The organism is Microcoleus sp. PH2017_34_RAT_O_A (assembly GCF_020737885.1).
Classification (GTDB): domain Bacteria; phylum Cyanobacteriota; class Cyanobacteriia; order Cyanobacteriales; family Microcoleaceae; genus Microcoleus.
On the sequence record NZ_JAEQDD010000037.1, the window covers coordinates 12,388 to 27,777 of the forward strand.

16 protein-coding genes are annotated in these 15,390 nt (G+C 44.7%); 6 read left to right on the forward strand and 10 right to left on the reverse strand.

Annotated features, from left to right (window positions below; translation table 11 throughout):
* Positions 1-157: 157 nt before the first annotated feature.
* A complete protein-coding gene (locus tag JGK11_RS14515; protein ID WP_293205283.1) occupies positions 158-1,690 on the reverse strand; it encodes an NB-ARC domain-containing protein in 1,533 nt (510 codons plus the stop codon).
* A 215-nt stretch (positions 1,691-1,905) separates the two neighbouring features.
* On the opposite strand from JGK11_RS14515, the gene JGK11_RS14520 reads away from it, so the two are divergent.
* From JGK11_RS14520 to JGK11_RS14530, 3 genes are all read left to right on the forward strand, one after another.
* The gene (locus JGK11_RS14520; protein WP_293196868.1) at positions 1,906-2,649 is read left to right on the forward strand and encodes a calcium-binding protein; all 744 of its coding nucleotides are present in this window, start codon (positions 1,906-1,908) and stop codon (positions 2,647-2,649) included.
* Positions 2,650-2,992: 343 nt separating this feature from the next.
* Positions 2,993-3,205: a type II toxin-antitoxin system HicB family antitoxin gene (locus tag JGK11_RS14525; RefSeq protein ID WP_293196867.1), complete on the forward strand. Its 213-nt coding sequence runs from the start codon at positions 2,993-2,995 to the stop codon at positions 3,203-3,205.
* 29 nt (positions 3,206-3,234) lie between these two features.
* Complete coding sequence (locus tag JGK11_RS14530) at positions 3,235-3,426, forward strand: type II toxin-antitoxin system HicA family toxin (RefSeq protein WP_293196889.1); 192 nt, start codon at positions 3,235-3,237, stop codon at positions 3,424-3,426.
* Between the two features lie 407 nt (positions 3,427-3,833).
* Here the strand turns inward: JGK11_RS14530 and JGK11_RS14535 are convergent, their stop codons facing one another.
* Complete coding sequence (locus JGK11_RS14535) at positions 3,834-5,012, reverse strand: M20 family metallopeptidase (RefSeq protein ID WP_293196866.1); 1,179 nt, start codon at positions 5,010-5,012, stop codon at positions 3,834-3,836.
* Positions 5,013-5,252: 240 nt separating this feature from the next.
* Positions 5,253-5,486 (reverse strand): helix-turn-helix transcriptional regulator, encoded by a 234-nt coding sequence (locus JGK11_RS14540; protein WP_293196865.1) that lies wholly within the window; start codon positions 5,484-5,486, stop codon positions 5,253-5,255.
* A 214-nt stretch (positions 5,487-5,700) separates the two neighbouring features.
* Between JGK11_RS14540 and JGK11_RS14545 the strand changes: the two genes are divergently transcribed.
* Positions 5,701-5,928 carry a hypothetical protein gene (locus JGK11_RS14545; RefSeq protein WP_293177229.1) on the forward strand — a complete coding sequence of 76 codons (228 nt, stop codon included), beginning with the start codon at positions 5,701-5,703 and terminating at the stop codon, positions 5,926-5,928.
* Between the two features lie 109 nt (positions 5,929-6,037).
* Here JGK11_RS14545 and JGK11_RS14550 read toward each other — a convergent pair whose 3' ends face one another.
* The 6 genes from JGK11_RS14550 to JGK11_RS14575 form a co-directional block, all read right to left on the reverse strand.
* The gene (locus tag JGK11_RS14550) at positions 6,038-6,877 is read right to left on the reverse strand and encodes a DUF3226 domain-containing protein (protein WP_293212114.1); all 840 of its coding nucleotides are present in this window, start codon (positions 6,875-6,877) and stop codon (positions 6,038-6,040) included.
* Complete coding sequence (locus JGK11_RS14555; protein ID WP_293196863.1) at positions 6,874-8,013, reverse strand: AAA family ATPase; 1,140 nt, start codon at positions 8,011-8,013, stop codon at positions 6,874-6,876. The genes JGK11_RS14550 and JGK11_RS14555 overlap by 4 nt, the downstream gene beginning before the upstream one ends.
* On the reverse strand, positions 8,000-8,248 hold the full coding sequence (locus JGK11_RS14560; protein WP_293177235.1) for a type II toxin-antitoxin system VapB family antitoxin: 249 nt from the start codon (positions 8,246-8,248) through the stop codon (positions 8,000-8,002). Before JGK11_RS14560 ends, JGK11_RS14555 begins: the two co-directional genes overlap by 14 nt.
* Positions 8,249-8,530: 282 nt before the next feature.
* Positions 8,531-10,318, reverse strand: coding sequence for an aspartate--tRNA ligase (gene aspS / locus JGK11_RS14565; RefSeq protein ID WP_293212116.1), 1,788 nt, complete (start codon positions 10,316-10,318; stop codon positions 8,531-8,533).
* Positions 10,319-10,391: 73 nt separating this feature from the next.
* Positions 10,392-10,565 (reverse strand): hypothetical protein, encoded by a 174-nt coding sequence (locus JGK11_RS14570; protein WP_293177239.1) that lies wholly within the window; start codon positions 10,563-10,565, stop codon positions 10,392-10,394.
* A gap of 973 nt (positions 10,566-11,538) precedes the next feature.
* On the reverse strand, positions 11,539-13,182 hold the full coding sequence (locus JGK11_RS14575; RefSeq protein ID WP_293212118.1) for a trypsin-like peptidase domain-containing protein: 1,644 nt from the start codon (positions 13,180-13,182) through the stop codon (positions 11,539-11,541).
* Between the two features lie 446 nt (positions 13,183-13,628).
* On the opposite strand from JGK11_RS14575, the gene JGK11_RS14580 reads away from it, so the two are divergent.
* Positions 13,629-13,976 (forward strand): DUF2442 domain-containing protein, encoded by a 348-nt coding sequence (locus tag JGK11_RS14580; protein ID WP_293212120.1) that lies wholly within the window; start codon positions 13,629-13,631, stop codon positions 13,974-13,976.
* 107 nt (positions 13,977-14,083) lie between these two features.
* Here the strand turns inward: JGK11_RS14580 and JGK11_RS14585 are convergent, their stop codons facing one another.
* Positions 14,084-14,782, reverse strand: a complete 699-nt coding sequence (locus tag JGK11_RS14585) for a pirin family protein (RefSeq protein ID WP_293177245.1) — start codon at positions 14,780-14,782, stop codon at positions 14,084-14,086.
* Positions 14,783-14,920: 138 nt separating this feature from the next.
* Here JGK11_RS14585 and JGK11_RS14590 point away from each other — a divergent pair, with 138 nt between their 5' ends.
* On the forward strand, positions 14,921-15,253 hold the full coding sequence (locus JGK11_RS14590; protein WP_293177247.1) for a helix-turn-helix domain-containing protein: 333 nt from the start codon (positions 14,921-14,923) through the stop codon (positions 15,251-15,253).
* Positions 15,254-15,390 lie beyond the last annotated feature (137 nt).

Consider the following 15,390-nt stretch of genomic DNA (forward strand, 5'->3'; position numbering starts at 1 on the left):
TCTCGCCACTAAACACAAAATTTCGTAGAAACCCGGTTTCTAGCCTCCCATAAAAATAGTTGTGTCCTCAGAAACCGGGTTTCTGCGTAGATTTCTCGCTACTAAACACAAAATTTCGTAGAAACCCGGTTTCTAGCCTCCCATGAGAAGCCTGAAACTATCCAACCTTTAGGAACTGGTTTTTCACATACTCCATCAATACAGGCTGGAGTGTGAAAAGCGTTTTCTCACCTTGTTTCACTTTTTCAATTAATAAACGCCGTCTCAAGGATTGCACAGCTTGTAATAAGGCTGATGGGGATAATTCCAGATTGGCTGAAAATTTGGATATTTCAACTGGTGTGGCTTCACGAGCTAACCAGGATATCACTTGTTTTTCTGAGTCAAATAGGCGATCGCACTGCTGGTGCAGCAGAGATTCTAAATCACCTAAAAATAGGGTATCATAGGAGAGAAACTCGGAAACGCTGCCGCCGAATAAATCTTGAATCATAGTTGCAACTATATTTAACCATAAGGGATTGCCTCGGTAAAGGTCAATCAGTTGTGACCATTTCTCCTCTTCTGCTAATCTTTTCTCTCTGAATATTTCCCGTGCTTCCGCGCCCAAACCGTTGAGTTGCAGCGATTTACAAGGACGATTTTCGCCTTCTAGGGCCGCAATTTCTCTGGGCTTTTCCCAACTCAGGAGGATTAGGCAACTGTTGTGGGATGATGCTGCTAATTCTTTGAAGAATGTGCCGTAATTTTCATAGCCTGGTTGGTAATTGCCTGCGAGTTGTCCGCTGCTGAAAATTGTTTGTATGTCATCAAGGATGATGAGACAGCGGGATGAACGCAAATGCTCAATAAGTGATGGCAATTTAATTTCTTGTTGCTGCGAAACGAATTGAATTAAGTTTGTTTGCAGGGTTTGCAGGGGTGGAGAATTGCGGAGACTGCGGTAAATAATATAGTCAAATTCATGTTGAACTTCTGGGATTAGTTGGAGAGTTAGTGACGTTTTGCCAATGCCAGATAAGCCGTATATGGTGATGAGACGGGTGCGGTTTTCCCAAATCCACTGCTTGAGGATGGTGAGTTCAGATGTGGGGTTATAGAATAAGTTGGGTTCTGGTGCATCGGATAAGTCTAGTCGTTTTTTAGGCTGAGTATTGCTACAGGTCACCTGATTCTGCTTTTCTAACTTTGCTGTTTCTAAGGATTGAAGATAGTTCCCACAAACCAGAGCTATTTCATTCTCTTGTAGGGGCGGTGTCCCCGTGCCTGCCCGAGCTCTCAAACACATACAAAATGTAGACAAATAGGGTCGGCGTAGGGACACTACCCCTACAAAATTATCGTTTTCTTGAGAATGAAACAGCCCTATTCCCAAAACACTGGAATTATCATTTTGTGCAGAATATTTTCCAATTTTTGATTCAACTATGGATAATTGCAATCTTTCCACTGTATATCCAAAGTTAGATTGATTGATGTCTTCACCTAATATCTCTGATAAAAGCTTCCATAATTGTGCTGCGACTTTCTTGACATGAGCTTCGCTACGGTGGCAGTTTGTGGCAATTTCCGGGTATTTCTGGCGTTGCCAAGTACCGCGCAGTATACCTTCTTGTAGGTGATTGAGGTGTTTGCCTGTCTTAGTGAATAGGATTTGGTCAGCTATTTTTAAGACTTCTTGAATGTCCATAGGTCGAGTCGAGGTTTGGGTTTTGCCTATTGCAATCCTACCTTATCCTACTATTTGATATTTCAGCCACTAAATCCTACTTTATGCGACTGAGATCGATCGGGATAGGTAAAAGAATCCCTACTAAATCCTATTGATTTGACTTGATTTCAGTATTTTTTTCACATATGCTAAGAATTCAGGACGAAATAAATTTCAGGAATTTCTAAGAAGTCATGGCTAACATCGATATTGCAAATACTCCTAATGCACAAGGCACAGAGGGTGATGATGTCATTCGTGATACTGATGGGGGCCGCAGAACGCTGGGCTTGGGGGGTAATGATAGGATCTTTGGCAGGGGTGGCAATGATGAACTGTTCGGGAATCTGGGGCGTGACTCACTAGATGGTGAGGGCGGGTTTGATACCCTCTACGGTGGTAAAGATGCAGATTCTCTTGACGGTGGACTTGACGATGACATTTTGTTTGGGAATGCGGGCACTGATACTGTTAGGGGTGGAAGTGGCAACGATCAAATATTTGGGGGGCGTGATAACGACTGGCTATTGGGTGGCGACGGCGAGGACATTTTATCTGGAGATTTAGGTTTTGATGTTCTGACTGGAGGATCTGGACGAGACAGGTTTATCATTCAAGATGAAGTGGCTACTAATACAGTAGATTTTCTGAACGATTTCTTCCCTGGGGAAGACAAAATTGTACTTCCAAAAGGTCTGACATTTGCTGACATCGAAGTCCTGACATTTCAAGCTGCTGGGTTGAATCCAGTTTTTGTGGAGAGGCAGTTTGAACCCTCGCCGTCTCCATTCAATGCCATCTCTAGTGGTAGCGATCTAAATCTAGCTCTACGAGTTAAATCAACTAATCGAATTATTGGACTTTTGGATCGAAATCCAACTTCTGGTGTTCGTCTAACAGCAGCGAGCTTGACAGCAGCGGACTTTATCAGCAGTTGAGGATTCTGCTATGCTGGCCGGTAGCCTGTCGCTATCGGAAATAAGCTGGGAGGGTGAAAACCGCTGCGATTTATCGAGGGGTTGAAACCTGACTCAACGGGTTTTAGCCTAATGAAAGGGGCGATTCGGCGAAGACAAATAGGCTGTGACGCATCGCATTTTTTGATGATAGAGCGATCGCCTTTCAATTTAAAAATAACCACAAGGCGATCGCCCTTACATCCCAATTTGTCAAAAAGTGCGATCGCCCATCTTCCCCCCCTATACTTGTAAAAACTATTCATCCGAGATACACTAGGTAATAGAAAGCAAGCAACCTTAGATGATGGAAGCGAAAACCATAATGAAAACCCAAAGCTTCACCGCCATCATTTACAAAGAAGAAGATATGTATATTGCCGAATGTCCAGAAGTGGGCACAGTTGACCAAGGCGAAACCATAGAAGAAGCGATCGCCAACCTCAAAGCAGCTACAAGGCTCTATCTCGAAGAGTGTCCTTTACCCGACGAAATCACTCCCAGGTTTGTAACTAGCATAGAGGTTAGCTATGCCTAGATTGCCCAGAATATCAAGTAAGCGAAGTAATTCGCGTACTAGAACGTCTAGGCTTTTATCAAGCTAGGCAAACGGGTAGCCATGTTGTCCTCAAAAAAGCTCTCCCCGATGGAGAAATTGTTTGCGTTGTGCCACTCCACCGCGAGCTAAAAATTGGTACACTTAGCGGTGTTCTAAAGCAAGCAAAGGTCACACCTGATGAGTTTATAGCGAGTTTATAATAGCTAAACTCATCATCATAATTCGCATCCCGAATATTCAGTTTTGATTGAAGGAGCTTGGGTCATGGCTAGCATTTCTTAGCAGTGACTTAAATAGTTATAGTAGATAGTTTTACAAGATTCGTAATTAAAGTTATAGTATAAAGCTCTTCATTACCTGAAAGAATTGGTTTAAAGCCGGAACCCCGATCGGGAGAAATCGCGACACACCCTACAGCTATAGCAGTTGACAGTTACAGAGTACGGCAATCAAACCGTTTATGCTGTAGGTTCTTGTCTCCATTCATCAGGTCATTTATGCCCTCACCGATGTGGCGGTTGCTATACAGTAAATATTGGGTAAGGTGTGTCGCTATTAGATTGTCGCTATTCGTTGAGGAATTGTCGATCGCGACACACCCTACAACTTATTTTTGTTTCCAATATTGACAAGCAGCATAGGCCAAAGTGACAGCGCCGGTCACAATCGCGGCTTCATCCACCTCAAACTGCGGGTGATGGAGGGGATAGTTAGGTTTGTCAGTTAATCCCACTCCCAAACGAAACATCGTTCCTGGCGCGTGTTCTAGATACATCGAAAAATCTTCCGCGCCGAGGGATGGTTCTGGTAAAATTTGAACGCGCGATCGCCCTAAAGCTTCCAAAGCCGCCGCTTCGAGTAATTGGGTAAGTTTTGGATCGTTTTGGACTCCCGGTACACCGCGCTTGTAGGTGAGTTCGTACTTAGCGCCGTAAGTCGCGCAGACGCTAGACACAATTTGTTCGATCCAAGCCGGCAGTTTTTCGTGGGTTTCAGGATGGAGCGATCGCACCGTGCCCAATAATTTTACGCGATCGGCAATCACATTTGGTGCACGTCCGCCGCTAATTTGCCCGATCGTCAAAACCACAGGCCTCAACGGATTTTGTGTGCGACTAATCGCCTGCTGCAAAGTAGTAATAATCTGAGAAGCAATCCAAATTGCATCGATCGCCTCGTGGGGACGCGCACCGTGCCCAGATTCACCCATCACAATCAATTCTAGGTCATCTGCCGCCGCTGTCAGTGCCCCGTGGCGGATGCCGATCGAACCGCCGGGAATCGTCGGAAAAACGTGCAGTCCGAGGATGCCATCAACATCTTTCATCGCCCCATCTGCAATCATCCAGCGCGCGCCTTGGGCTATCTCCTCTGCCGGCTGAAACAAGAAGCGGACATGACCAGGTAATTTTTCTTCCAACTGAGCTAATATCATCGCCGCGCCCAAACCGACGGTGGTGTGGATGTCGTGGCCGCAAGCGTGCATGACTCCTGGGTTTTTCGAGGAAAACTCTAAATTGGTGCGTTCTTGCATCGGTAAAGCGTCCATATCGGTGCGAATTGCCAGCCACCGGGACTCGTTGCTATTACCTTTGAGTTCGCCGATGACGCCGGTTTTGCCGATTCCTTCAGTGGCGCGAACTCCACTAGATGCCAAAACTCCGGCTACATAGGCCGCTGTTTGATGTTCTTGGCCGCTGAGTTCGGGGTGCGAGTGGATGTGGCGGCGAATTTCGATTAAGCGGGGGGCGAGGCTGGTTGCTAGTTCTTGGATGCGGGGAAGCATGAATTTTGTTGGGGAGTGCGTTAATTAACTAAGGTAACGCATATGCTTGGCTGTGACACTGAGATTTGTTTTTATTAACCGCAGAGGGCGCAGAGGGCGCAGAGAAAAGAGGGGAAAGAGAGTTAGTTAGAGATGGGAAATAATTGTGTCTTTATTATTCATCTCTCTCTTCTCTTCCTCCGTGTTCTCTGTGTCCTCTGCGGTTTAATAATAATTTTGAAATAACAGTAAACAACGATGTCATTTTTCGCGATCGGGCTCGTCCTCTTCATATACCATTAAATCCCCCGGCTGACAATTCAGTGCTCTGCACAAAGCGCTGAGGGTTGCTTCGTCGATTCGGGTGAGTCGGCGACGGGTTTTGATTTTCGACACAGATGTGGGGTGCATCCCAATTAAAGTAGCCAATTCTTTATTGCTGATATTGCGATCGGCCATCACAACTGCCAATTTCCAACGAATCACTGCTGACACTCAACTGCTGGCCATGATATTGCAAGCTGATGTTACCATTCTGCAACCTTCAATTTTCCTTAAATTGCCGTAACGACAATATAAATTGTCGTTACGCTTGACAAGCGGCAGCGATTGAACTAGACTCAGGATGTACAAACGGAAAAGCGATCGCCCCCTGGCCTAGAAAACTTAAGGGCGATCGCAATTCCACTATTCGTGTAATTCAAACCCTATGATATCACAGCCCAAGTCCGTTCCCGAACTGCTCCGGGAAGAAATTCCTGATGTACCTCAAGGCAAAAAACCGATTCGTTTGTTGTTGTGTGGCGTTCCCAAAGGGGTAGACAGCATTGTTAATCTGCTGCACGTTTTGGGTTTTGCACAAGTTGGAGAGTGGAGTCCGCCTGTACCGTCGCCTCTAGCGGGTGAGGTGATTCGGATTTTAACTCGTTACTGGTAAGAATGATTGTGGAGGTCGATCGCACTTTTCAAAAGTTCCCCAGTAGGGACACAGCATTGCTGTGTCCTTACAGATATTGCGTACAATGTACCAGATTCGATCGTGTTTATCAACTCAACTCCAAAAGTTGCCTCAAAAACTCAATAAAATTTGCCAAAGCAGGAACCTGCTGCTGTGTCTCTTTACTCACCCAATTATTATCAGCAATACTTGTTGTATTAGTCTTCCCCGGTTTGAGAACACTGACAACAGTAGCAACTAAAGCTTTTTCGCGATCGAAATTTTTCCACTTTAAAGATTTCCTCTCTTTTTGAGAAAATTCATCCATATCGGAAAACTCATCTAGATAAGAATCTAGATAAGAATTAGCTCTCTTCATGTACGCGGGATAAGCTATCTGTCCGCACTCACACAGCAAAGTATCCAACACACCGGGCGAAGCGTTATCTGGCAAAATATAAATTCCTGTACGCGGGCTATTAGTATTTACAACACCCGCTCGATCGGGCAAATCAGGAAAGTAGTTGCGGAATTTATTAGTATATTCTGAAACAATTTTATTGGGATTTGACTTATTATCACAATCGGTAACTATGCCAAATGCCGACAAGTTTGTTTGATACTCAGAATTATTAGATAATATATCATCTAGATTAGTAACAAGGTTGGTTCCTTCACCAGCATAAATTACTACGGAGACAGTATCATTAAACAAAATAGATGGCATATCAAGACGTTTGTACAAATCTCCTTGTTTGGGATAACGGGGAATAAACTTATGCCAAAATTTGTCAAATTTACTTTCCAATTCTTTTGACATATCCAATCTTGTCAACTTATCCAATTTGTTCCACTCTTCTCTAAAATCTTTAAAACCCAAAAGCTTCAGAACCTTCCCTGTAAATGCCTGGTCATGAGGCCCTTCTACTCCAATAATGGCGTATTTCACACGCGCACCTCCTGACCCAAATCCTCCCGCAATCTTTGCAATCTTTCCCGTTGAATTCTAACTGCTTTAGTTTGTGACTCTTGTTTCTCTAAACGATAAAGAACTACATCCGTCTCCGAATCGCTAGCATCCAACATCGCATCAATTGCTTCTAAACTGTGGGTAGTTGCAAATAACTGAACATTCATCTGCTTGCACCACTGCACAATCCAAGCAAAGGAACTGCGAAGTGCTTCAGTATGAATTGCTGTTTCTATTTCGTCAATTAGCAACACTCCACCTCTGACTTTTGCCAATGTTAAAGAAATAAATAGCAAGCGACGTACTCCATCACCAAAAGAGCTTAATGGTGAAAATCCTAATACTTTATGGTTGATATAGATACTTGGACTAAACTCTCCAAGTGATAAAATTTCCAAGTCTACTATTTCCGCATCTACAATCTGAAGTAATTTAATTACCTCGTCTTTCAATCCCCGTAGTATTGCCTGCGATAGAAGATGAGACTCTAATTTTTCCATCCTGTGAGAAACAGGTGTGACCATATTAATTGGCAATCTTGGGTATAAATGATTAGACTGACTTATCAGCCTTTGACGTGGCCATATTTCAAAATTTTCTGATACTTCATTCCCTAAGAAAAGTACGATACCTTCTGGCGGATCGCGAAGTATTGCTTTGAGTTCTATGTTGGCACCACGTATACTCTTATATTCAAGATCTTCATAAGATTCTAGCCAATCTTCAGTGCTATCTTCGATATCTTTTTCTGATTGAAATAGCATTTCTATCTCATTATAGACTGCCCTAGATTCTACAACTTGGAAGCTACCATTCCCAGAAATATAGGTTTCCCCTAGGTAAAGAATGGGTTTAGGTACTTCATTCTTTTGAGGAAATAACCACTTGAAAGCATCTAATGGAATTTTGGGAGAGGCCTTGATTTCTCGGCGCCCTGCTGTTTTCAACCATTCTCCGATATCCAACGGCTGACAATAGGTTGATATCGCCTCTAAAACACTGGTTTTACCTGAGTTATTCCCGCCAACCAAAATGTTGATCTGGCCCAAGCCCTGCAAGGTTAAATCTCGCAGGCCTCGGAACCGATGGATGGTTAAATTGTCAATGTGTTTCATAATTATGACTTACGCATTTCAACGGAGATGCTTCGCTTCGGTTTTCCCGCAAGGCTTTGTAATCGTAGTCGCTCGAAAATTGAATTTGTCCGCTTAAATCCAGTAGGTTTCGCTTTTTACGGGTGCGAATTAATTCTTGCAAAGCAAAGTCAATCAGTTCTTGTTCTGTCTTGAAATTGGTTAAGCGAAAGGCTTCTTTAACCAACTCTTCGTTAAGTTCAACGGGGGTTTTCATGGTTAATCTTTCATCTCATTGTAATGATACTTACCAGCCACGATCGCAATTTGTCGATCCGTAACTTGGGAAACGAATAGTTTTTACCTATTTTTGATTATGATAATTATAACGTTTTTAGTTTAATGACAACGAAGTATTCTCGGAAAAAACCCGATTTCTGACTACCCACAAATCAAAGAAACCGGGTTTTTCGCAGTTTCTGGGAGGTGTGACGAGTATTCTGGAAAAAACCCGGTTTCTCGCCACCCATCCACTATTCATTGAAGGTGTTTTACATACCTATGTCTTCGGTACATAAGTCGATCGCACTTGCAACTCCTTCATCTGCTTCTCATCCACACCAGACGGCGCATTTGCCAAAATACAACGCGCTTGCTGCGTCTTCGGAAACGCAATCACATCCCGAATCGACTCCTCGCCAGCCAACAACATTACCAGGCGATCGACACCATAGGCAATTCCGCCGTGGGGAGGAGTTCCATACTCAAACGCATCCAACAAAAAGCCAAACTTATTGTAAGCTTCCTCAGTCGATAAGCCGATCGCCTCAAACACCCTTTCCTGAACATCCCGCTGGTAAATCCGCAGAGAACCACCACCGACTTCTGTGCCGTTTAACACCAAATCGTAAGCTTGAGCTCTCGCAGTCTTCAGATCGTCAATATCATCGGGATGCGGGGCTGTAAATGGGTGGTGCAATGCTTCCAAACGCTTCTCATCAGCGTTCCATTCAAACATCGGAAACTCTGTCACCCACAGCAAATTCATCTTGTCTTTGTCAATCAATCCCAATTCGTTACCGATGCACAAACGCAATCTATCCAAAGTCTTATTGACAGTTGTGACATCGGCTGCTGCAAATAACAACAAATGACCTGGTTGTGCACCAGTGCGATCGAGCAATTCCTGTTTTTGAGCCTCTGTTAAATTATCCTTAATTGCGCCGATCGTATCAATTTCACCATTCTCCCGCACCCGGATATAAGCTAATCCCTTAGCACCGGCTTCGCTGGCTTCCTTAAACAAATCGCCACCCGGTTTAATTCGCACATTAGAAATCGCATCATTCCCGCCCGGAATTGGCAAAATTTTCACAATTCCGCCCGCAGCAACTGCACCGGAAAACACCTTAAATCCCGAATCTTTCATCAAATCGGAAACATCGACTAATTCCATACCGAAGCGAGTATCTGGTTTATCGCTACCATAACGATCCATCGCTTCGGCGTAAGTCAAACGCGGGAAAGGACGAGGCAATTCCACGCCTTTCACACTTTGGAAAATATTGCAGACTAAACCTTCATTTAATTCGAGGATTTCTTCCACAGACATGAAACTCATTTCCATGTCTAATTGCGTAAATTCCGGTTGTCTGTCAGCGCGCAAATCTTCATCGCGGAAGCAGCGCGCAATCTGATAATATCTGTCTAAACCCGAAACCATCAGCAATTGTTTGAACAATTGTGGCGACTGTGGCAAAGCATACCATTCGCCCAAATTGACGCGGCTGGGAACCAAATAATCTCTCGCACCTTCGGGAGTCGATCGCGTTAAAATCGGTGTTTCAACTTCAATAAAACCGCCAACGTCTTCGAGGTGGCGACGCATAGCTTTGATCACCTGGTGACGAAGCTGCAAATTGCGACTCATACGATCGCGCCGCAAGTCCAAATAGCGATATTTCAAGCGCAAATCTTCCCGCACGCTTTCATTATCCGCCGTCGAAACCTGAAACGGTAACTGTTTCCGCACCGCATTCAACAACTCAATCTCGTCAGCATAAATTTCTACCTCACCCGTAGGCAATTTAGGGTTGAGGGAATCGGCGGGGCGACTGGTAACTCGCCCAGTAATTCTCACCACGTATTCGCCGCGTAAAGCCTCAGCCCCGTGATACGAATCCGGCGTGCGTTGAGGATCGCTGACAATTTGCACTAAGCCCGATCGATCGCGCAAATCGAGAAAAATCACCCCGCCATGATCGCGGCGGCGATCCACCCATCCGTAGAGGGTGACAGTTTGTCCGATGTGTTCGCTTCGCAGTTCGCCGCAGTAGTAAGTTCTCATGGTTGGGGGTTATGGACTAAAAATAAAGCTTTTTAATTATGCAGTATGCCTGAACATTGTGCTGAATGCAAATTCAAGGGCGATCGCGATCGTGGTTTTGGTGTTGAGTGCAGTAGAGTGCAAGTGTCCGCCCAACCATAGCATTCTTGAAAGCTCTTCTGTTGTATTGGCTGAACCCTGAAAGCTTTAAGCCGTAACGCTTAATCCCAGTCGCACCGAAACTGCGCGCGCGATCGGCTATTGACATTATCCCTGTCCAGTTGACAGTAATATTGAGTTTGATATATTGTAACGGATTCAGGTTGATCGAGAAATTGGGTTTTAAACCCCGTCCTTATAGAACCCATTTGACATCTTTGAGTTTTTGGGTTGGGTGACGACAAATATAGAGATCAACCAGTTTCTGAGATTTACGCTCATGTCGAGAAACCGGGTTTCTATGAGTTTTTGGGTTGGGTGACGAGAAATATAGAGAGAAACCCGGTTTCTGAGATTTACGCAAAATAGATATCAAATGGGTTCTATAGGACGGCTTTATAGTTTTTGCAGTAAGATTAAATCCGGCTGGATCGGAATGATTAAACCGCAGAGGGCGCAGAGGACACAGAGAGAGAATAGAGAGATGAATCATTCCGATGAATAGCGGATTTGATATAATATCCCTCGCCTTTTTTTTGTGATGCAGCCTAACTTTTCTTGAACTGCTTGTGAGTGACGTGGGGAATGCAAATTACAGATTTTTCTAGAATTTTAAAAGTTTTTAGGGTGCATCTCACTTTGGAAGAGGGCTCTCGCATGACCGCATATAAGTTATTAGTTATCATCTCATATTTTCTGCGGTCATGCTTCGCCCCTACGGATATATTCGCTTGCATTGAGATGCACCCAGTTTTTAGTTCCGTTTAATCTATATTTCGATGAATCTTTTCTGTACCACTTTTAAGTGGCATTATATTTATTGCTGGTGTACTGGTGTCAGATCAAATCCGGTAGCATCTCTCTATTCTCTCCCTCTGTGTTCTCTGTATTCTCTGCGGTTAAATCATTCCGATCCAGCCGGAAAGAATATCATTTTAATTACCTCATGTTTTTTTGGAATTTTTACTACAAGGTTTTTCATTTGAGACATTTTTGAAGAGATTTGCATTCATTGAGATGCCTCCGTTACCTCGCTTGAATAGCCGATTCACTCCCCACTGTGCGGTTAATTAAAAAAAATCTTAACTTCTTTTCCAAATCTTAATTTCCCCCAACCAACCCGCACTCACAATAGTCTTAGCATCTGCGCTAATTCCTACAGCAGTAACATAGCCAGAATGTCCGCTCAAATTACCTCTCAATTGACCCGATCGCACATCCCACAGTTTTACACTCTTATCCCAACTCCCAGTAACCAGTATACTCCCATCCCGACTGATTGCCAGCGACCAAACTCCATCGGTATGTCCGCTCAAACGCCGAATTAATTGACCGTTTCCGACATTCCACAACCCGACAGTACCGTTGCTGTTGCCGGCCGCCAAAGTTTTGCCATCGGGAGTAAAAGCGAGGGACAAAACAGACAAGTTCTTGCCGCCAATCGTGCGAATTGCTGCACCTGTAGTTAAATTCCACAACCTAATTGAACCATCTTTGCTGCCACTAGCTAAAGTTTGGCGATCGGGACTAATTGCAACAGCATTCACTAATCCAGAATGCCCGGTTAAAGTCCGCAGCAATGCCCCTGTTTTCGCATTCCAAATCTTAATCGTTTTGTCCCAACTGCCGCTCGCGACAAATTGAGCGTCTGGACTGACGGCAACACTCGAAACAGCGCCAGAATGCCCGCTCAAAGTGCGGACAACCGCGCCTGTTTCTAAATTCCAAATTTTTACAGTTTTGTCGTCACTGCCGCTAGCTAACACGTTTCCATCCGCACTCGATGCCAGGGCGTTTACCGCTTCCGCGTGTCCTTGCAGCGTAGTTTTTAATTGCCCGCTGGGGAAGTTCCAAACAGAGATTGTGCCGTTACTATTTCCTGTGGTAAAAGCAGTGGAAGCTAGAGCAAGCGAACTGACAACTTCTGAAGGCCCTTTGAGGGTATTTGTGGTGGCAAAGGCGATCGCACTTCCGGGCTTCTGAGGCGGATTATTGACAGCAGTTTTCGGGTTTGCGGCTGTTGGCGATTGGGGAAGGACTGGTAGCGAAATAGTCGATCGCCATTTCATGATATTACTGATTTCTACTCCCGCTGCCACGATTTTATCCGAATTGTCCTCTAACCTGACAATGCCGTTAATTGCGACAACTTTTCCCGCATCGTCAAGCACTGGGCCGCCGCTCATTCCCGCCCTAACTAAGTTGTTGTATACCAAAGTATAGCCATTTAATGGAGTTTGGCGGCCGGTAAATTGACCTTCGGTAGCGATGAAAATCGGTTGTCTCAGGGAACCGCCGGATATTGGCCAGCCAGCCACATAGGCTCTTTTTCCGGGAGTTGCTGGGGAATTAGCTAATTGGGCGAGGGGGTAGCTTTGAGGGCTGCTGATGGTGACGATCGCGATATCCGCACCGGGCATTCGCCGCACCAGGCCGTATGATACAGAGTGAGCTTGACCGTCGGGAGTTACAACCTCGTAATCGCCAGGTTTATCGACTACGTGCCAGTTGGTGAGTATATAGTACGTGCTACCTTGTTTTTCTAAAATTACTCCGGAACCGCCTTTTGTGCCTTGGATCCGTACCGTGATTTGTTTGGCGACGGTTTTAACTGCGTCGGCGGTTAAGGCTAGGGCGATTGGAGGTGAGGTGAGTGGGATGAGGGCGATCGTGCTTAGGGCGATCGAAGCACTCAAAATAGCCGGAATTGTTCTGCTGTAGTTCATGATTGTGTCAATTTAACATACCCACATATCAACAGACGGATTAGTTTTCCGGTTTGTGGCGCGTTGGTGGTTGGGAATGGAAGGGTGTTTGCAAGTAAGGGTTAGTAGGGTGCGTCAGCTAGAGTTTTTAGTGGATAATTGAGAGTTTAAGAACTGACGCACCTTACAGCTAGGGGGTGCGTCAGTTTATGCAATTTCAAACAAGCCTCTCAACTTCGTACTGACGCACCCTACAACTATCAACGGACGGATGGGTTTTCCGCTTTGTAACATATTTTTACACAAAATGAGAATGTAAGGTTAGTAGGGTGCGTCAGTTAGAGTTTTTAGTGGATAATTGAGAGTTTAAGAACTGACGCACCTTACAGCTAGCAGGTGCGTCAGTTTATGCAATTTCAAACAAGCCTCTCAACTTCGTACTGACGCACCCTACAACTTGACTTATAATGGTATATAGAAACTGGGACAAAGAGTTAACAGAGGAAAATCTCCGAGATCGAATAGCCCAAGCCAAGCAAACATGGAAAACCGCTGAGGCTATAAAGCCGCGTGCCGAATCCGTGCATTACAATCAGTCGGAAGATTTAATTGTTATCAAACTCAAAAACGGTGCTATTTTCTGTTTTCCTCCGAGGCTTGCACAAGGCTTAGAAAGTGCTTCACCAGAACAACTTGCTGATCTTTGGCTACCTCCTTCCGGTAGCAGCGTACACTGGGAAAGCTTAGATGTTGATTTTGGCATTCCCGAACTTATCGCAGGTATTTTTGGGACAAAATCTTGGATGGCTAATTAATTTCTTAGTCTCTTAGAGAGGGACTTTGTTTGTGTAGGATCGGTTTGAACCGCCGAGTGGCTCAAATCCCCGATTTTTCTAATAATTCGGGGATTTCGCCTTAAATTTTATGCGAGATCGAACAGCAAAAACTCCGCATCTTCTGCCGCTTCAATAACCAACTCAGCCTCATCACTAACCGCCGCACCGTCACCCTTTTCTAAAGTCAAGCCGTTGAGCAAAACAGCACCGCGAGCAACTTGTATCCAAGCATGGCGATTTGGCTGCAAAACATGAGAAACCCGCGAGTTTTTATCCAAAACTGCTGCATATAAATCGACATCTTGATGCACTTTTACTGCACCATCTCTCGCATCTCGCGCCGCAACTAAGCGCAGTTTCCCGCGCCTTTCTGTTAGGGGAAAATCCCGCTGTTCGTAACTCGGCTCTAAGCCATTTGTATCGGGTAACAGCCAGATTTGCAGCAAATGAACTGGGTCAGTTTGTGAGGGATTGAACTCGCTGTGTTGGATGCCCGTACCTGCACTCATCCGCTGCACTTCACCGGGTTTGATTACTGCGCCAGTACCTAAACTGTCTTTGTGTTCTAACGCTCCTTCCAGTACATAGGTAATGATTTCCATGTCGCTGTGCCCGTGAGTGCCGAAACCTTTGCCGGGGTTAACGACATCCTCATTGATTACCCGCAACGAGCGAAAATTCATATAATTGCGATCGTAATAATTGGCAAAAGAAAATGTGTGGTAACTGTCCAGCCAACCATGATTAGCGTGTCCTCTTGCTTCACTTTTTCTGACTGCAATCATTTTCTCAATCCTCCTTCGATTTTAGATTTTAGATTTGGCAATGACTTCGGGTATTGATCGGATGTTTTTACTTTAAACCAAGTCAAGCTATTATGGGAAGTACGCACTTAAAAGTGCGGTAGTTACCAAAAAGATACTATGCAAGCTAAAGCAGGAACTATTGAGCGCGCAAATTGCCCGGTAGAAAGAACTTTAGAGGTGATTGGCGGGCGCTGGAAAGTCTTAATTCTCCGGGAGCTATTTCAAGGAGTGAAGCGTTTTAATGAGCTGCAACGAGCTGTCAACGGCATTACTCAGAAGATGCTGACGCAGCAGTTGCGGGAGATGGAGTCAGATGGGATTGTTCATCGGGAAATTTACCTGCAAGTTCCGCCGAAAGTTGAATATTCGCTCACGCCTTTGGGCGAAAGTCTTAAACCGATTATTGATTCGATGCACGAATGGGGAATTAAGCATCTTAACTATAGTTAAGTTTATTGAAGCGTAGCTAATTCCCAATTTGCGATCGTCGCCGACTATATCATAAAATAACCCTTATAAAGTTTGTAGTGAGGACTTCAGTCCTCTCTGATTTGAAGAGGACTGAAGTCCTCACTACGAACCTGTCA

Bases quoted from the DNA above. Each gene is read 5' to 3' on its own strand.
- JGK11_RS14535 (WP_293196866.1), bottom strand. From the start codon at position 5,012: ATGCTTCCCCGCATCCAAGAACTAGCAACCAGCCTCGCCCCCCGCTTA.
- JGK11_RS14570 (WP_293177239.1), bottom strand. From the start codon at position 10,565: ATGTCAATAGCCGATCGCGCGCGCAGTTTCGGTGCGACTGGGATTAAG.
- JGK11_RS14555 (WP_293196863.1), bottom strand. From the start codon at position 8,013: ATGAAACACATTGACAATTTAACCATCCATCGGTTCCGAGGCCTGCGA.
- JGK11_RS14560 (WP_293177235.1), bottom strand. From the start codon at position 8,248: ATGAAAACCCCCGTTGAACTTAACGAAGAGTTGGTTAAAGAAGCCTTT.
- JGK11_RS14575 (WP_293212118.1), bottom strand. From the start codon at position 13,182: ATGAACTACAGCAGAACAATTCCGGCTATTTTGAGTGCTTCGATCGCC.
- JGK11_RS14520 (WP_293196868.1), top strand. From the start codon at position 1,906: ATGGCTAACATCGATATTGCAAATACTCCTAATGCACAAGGCACAGAG.
- JGK11_RS14545 (WP_293177229.1), top strand. From the start codon at position 5,701: ATGATATCACAGCCCAAGTCCGTTCCCGAACTGCTCCGGGAAGAAATT.
- JGK11_RS14515 (WP_293205283.1), bottom strand. From the start codon at position 1,690: ATGGACATTCAAGAAGTCTTAAAAATAGCTGACCAAATCCTATTCACT.
- JGK11_RS14525 (WP_293196867.1), top strand. From the start codon at position 2,993: ATGAAAACCCAAAGCTTCACCGCCATCATTTACAAAGAAGAAGATATG.
- JGK11_RS14590 (WP_293177247.1), top strand. From the start codon at position 14,921: ATGCAAGCTAAAGCAGGAACTATTGAGCGCGCAAATTGCCCGGTAGAA.
- JGK11_RS14585 (WP_293177245.1), bottom strand. From the start codon at position 14,782: ATGATTGCAGTCAGAAAAAGTGAAGCAAGAGGACACGCTAATCATGGT.
- aspS (WP_293212116.1), bottom strand. From the start codon at position 10,318: ATGAGAACTTACTACTGCGGCGAACTGCGAAGCGAACACATCGGACAA.
- JGK11_RS14580 (WP_293212120.1), top strand. From the start codon at position 13,629: ATGGTATATAGAAACTGGGACAAAGAGTTAACAGAGGAAAATCTCCGA.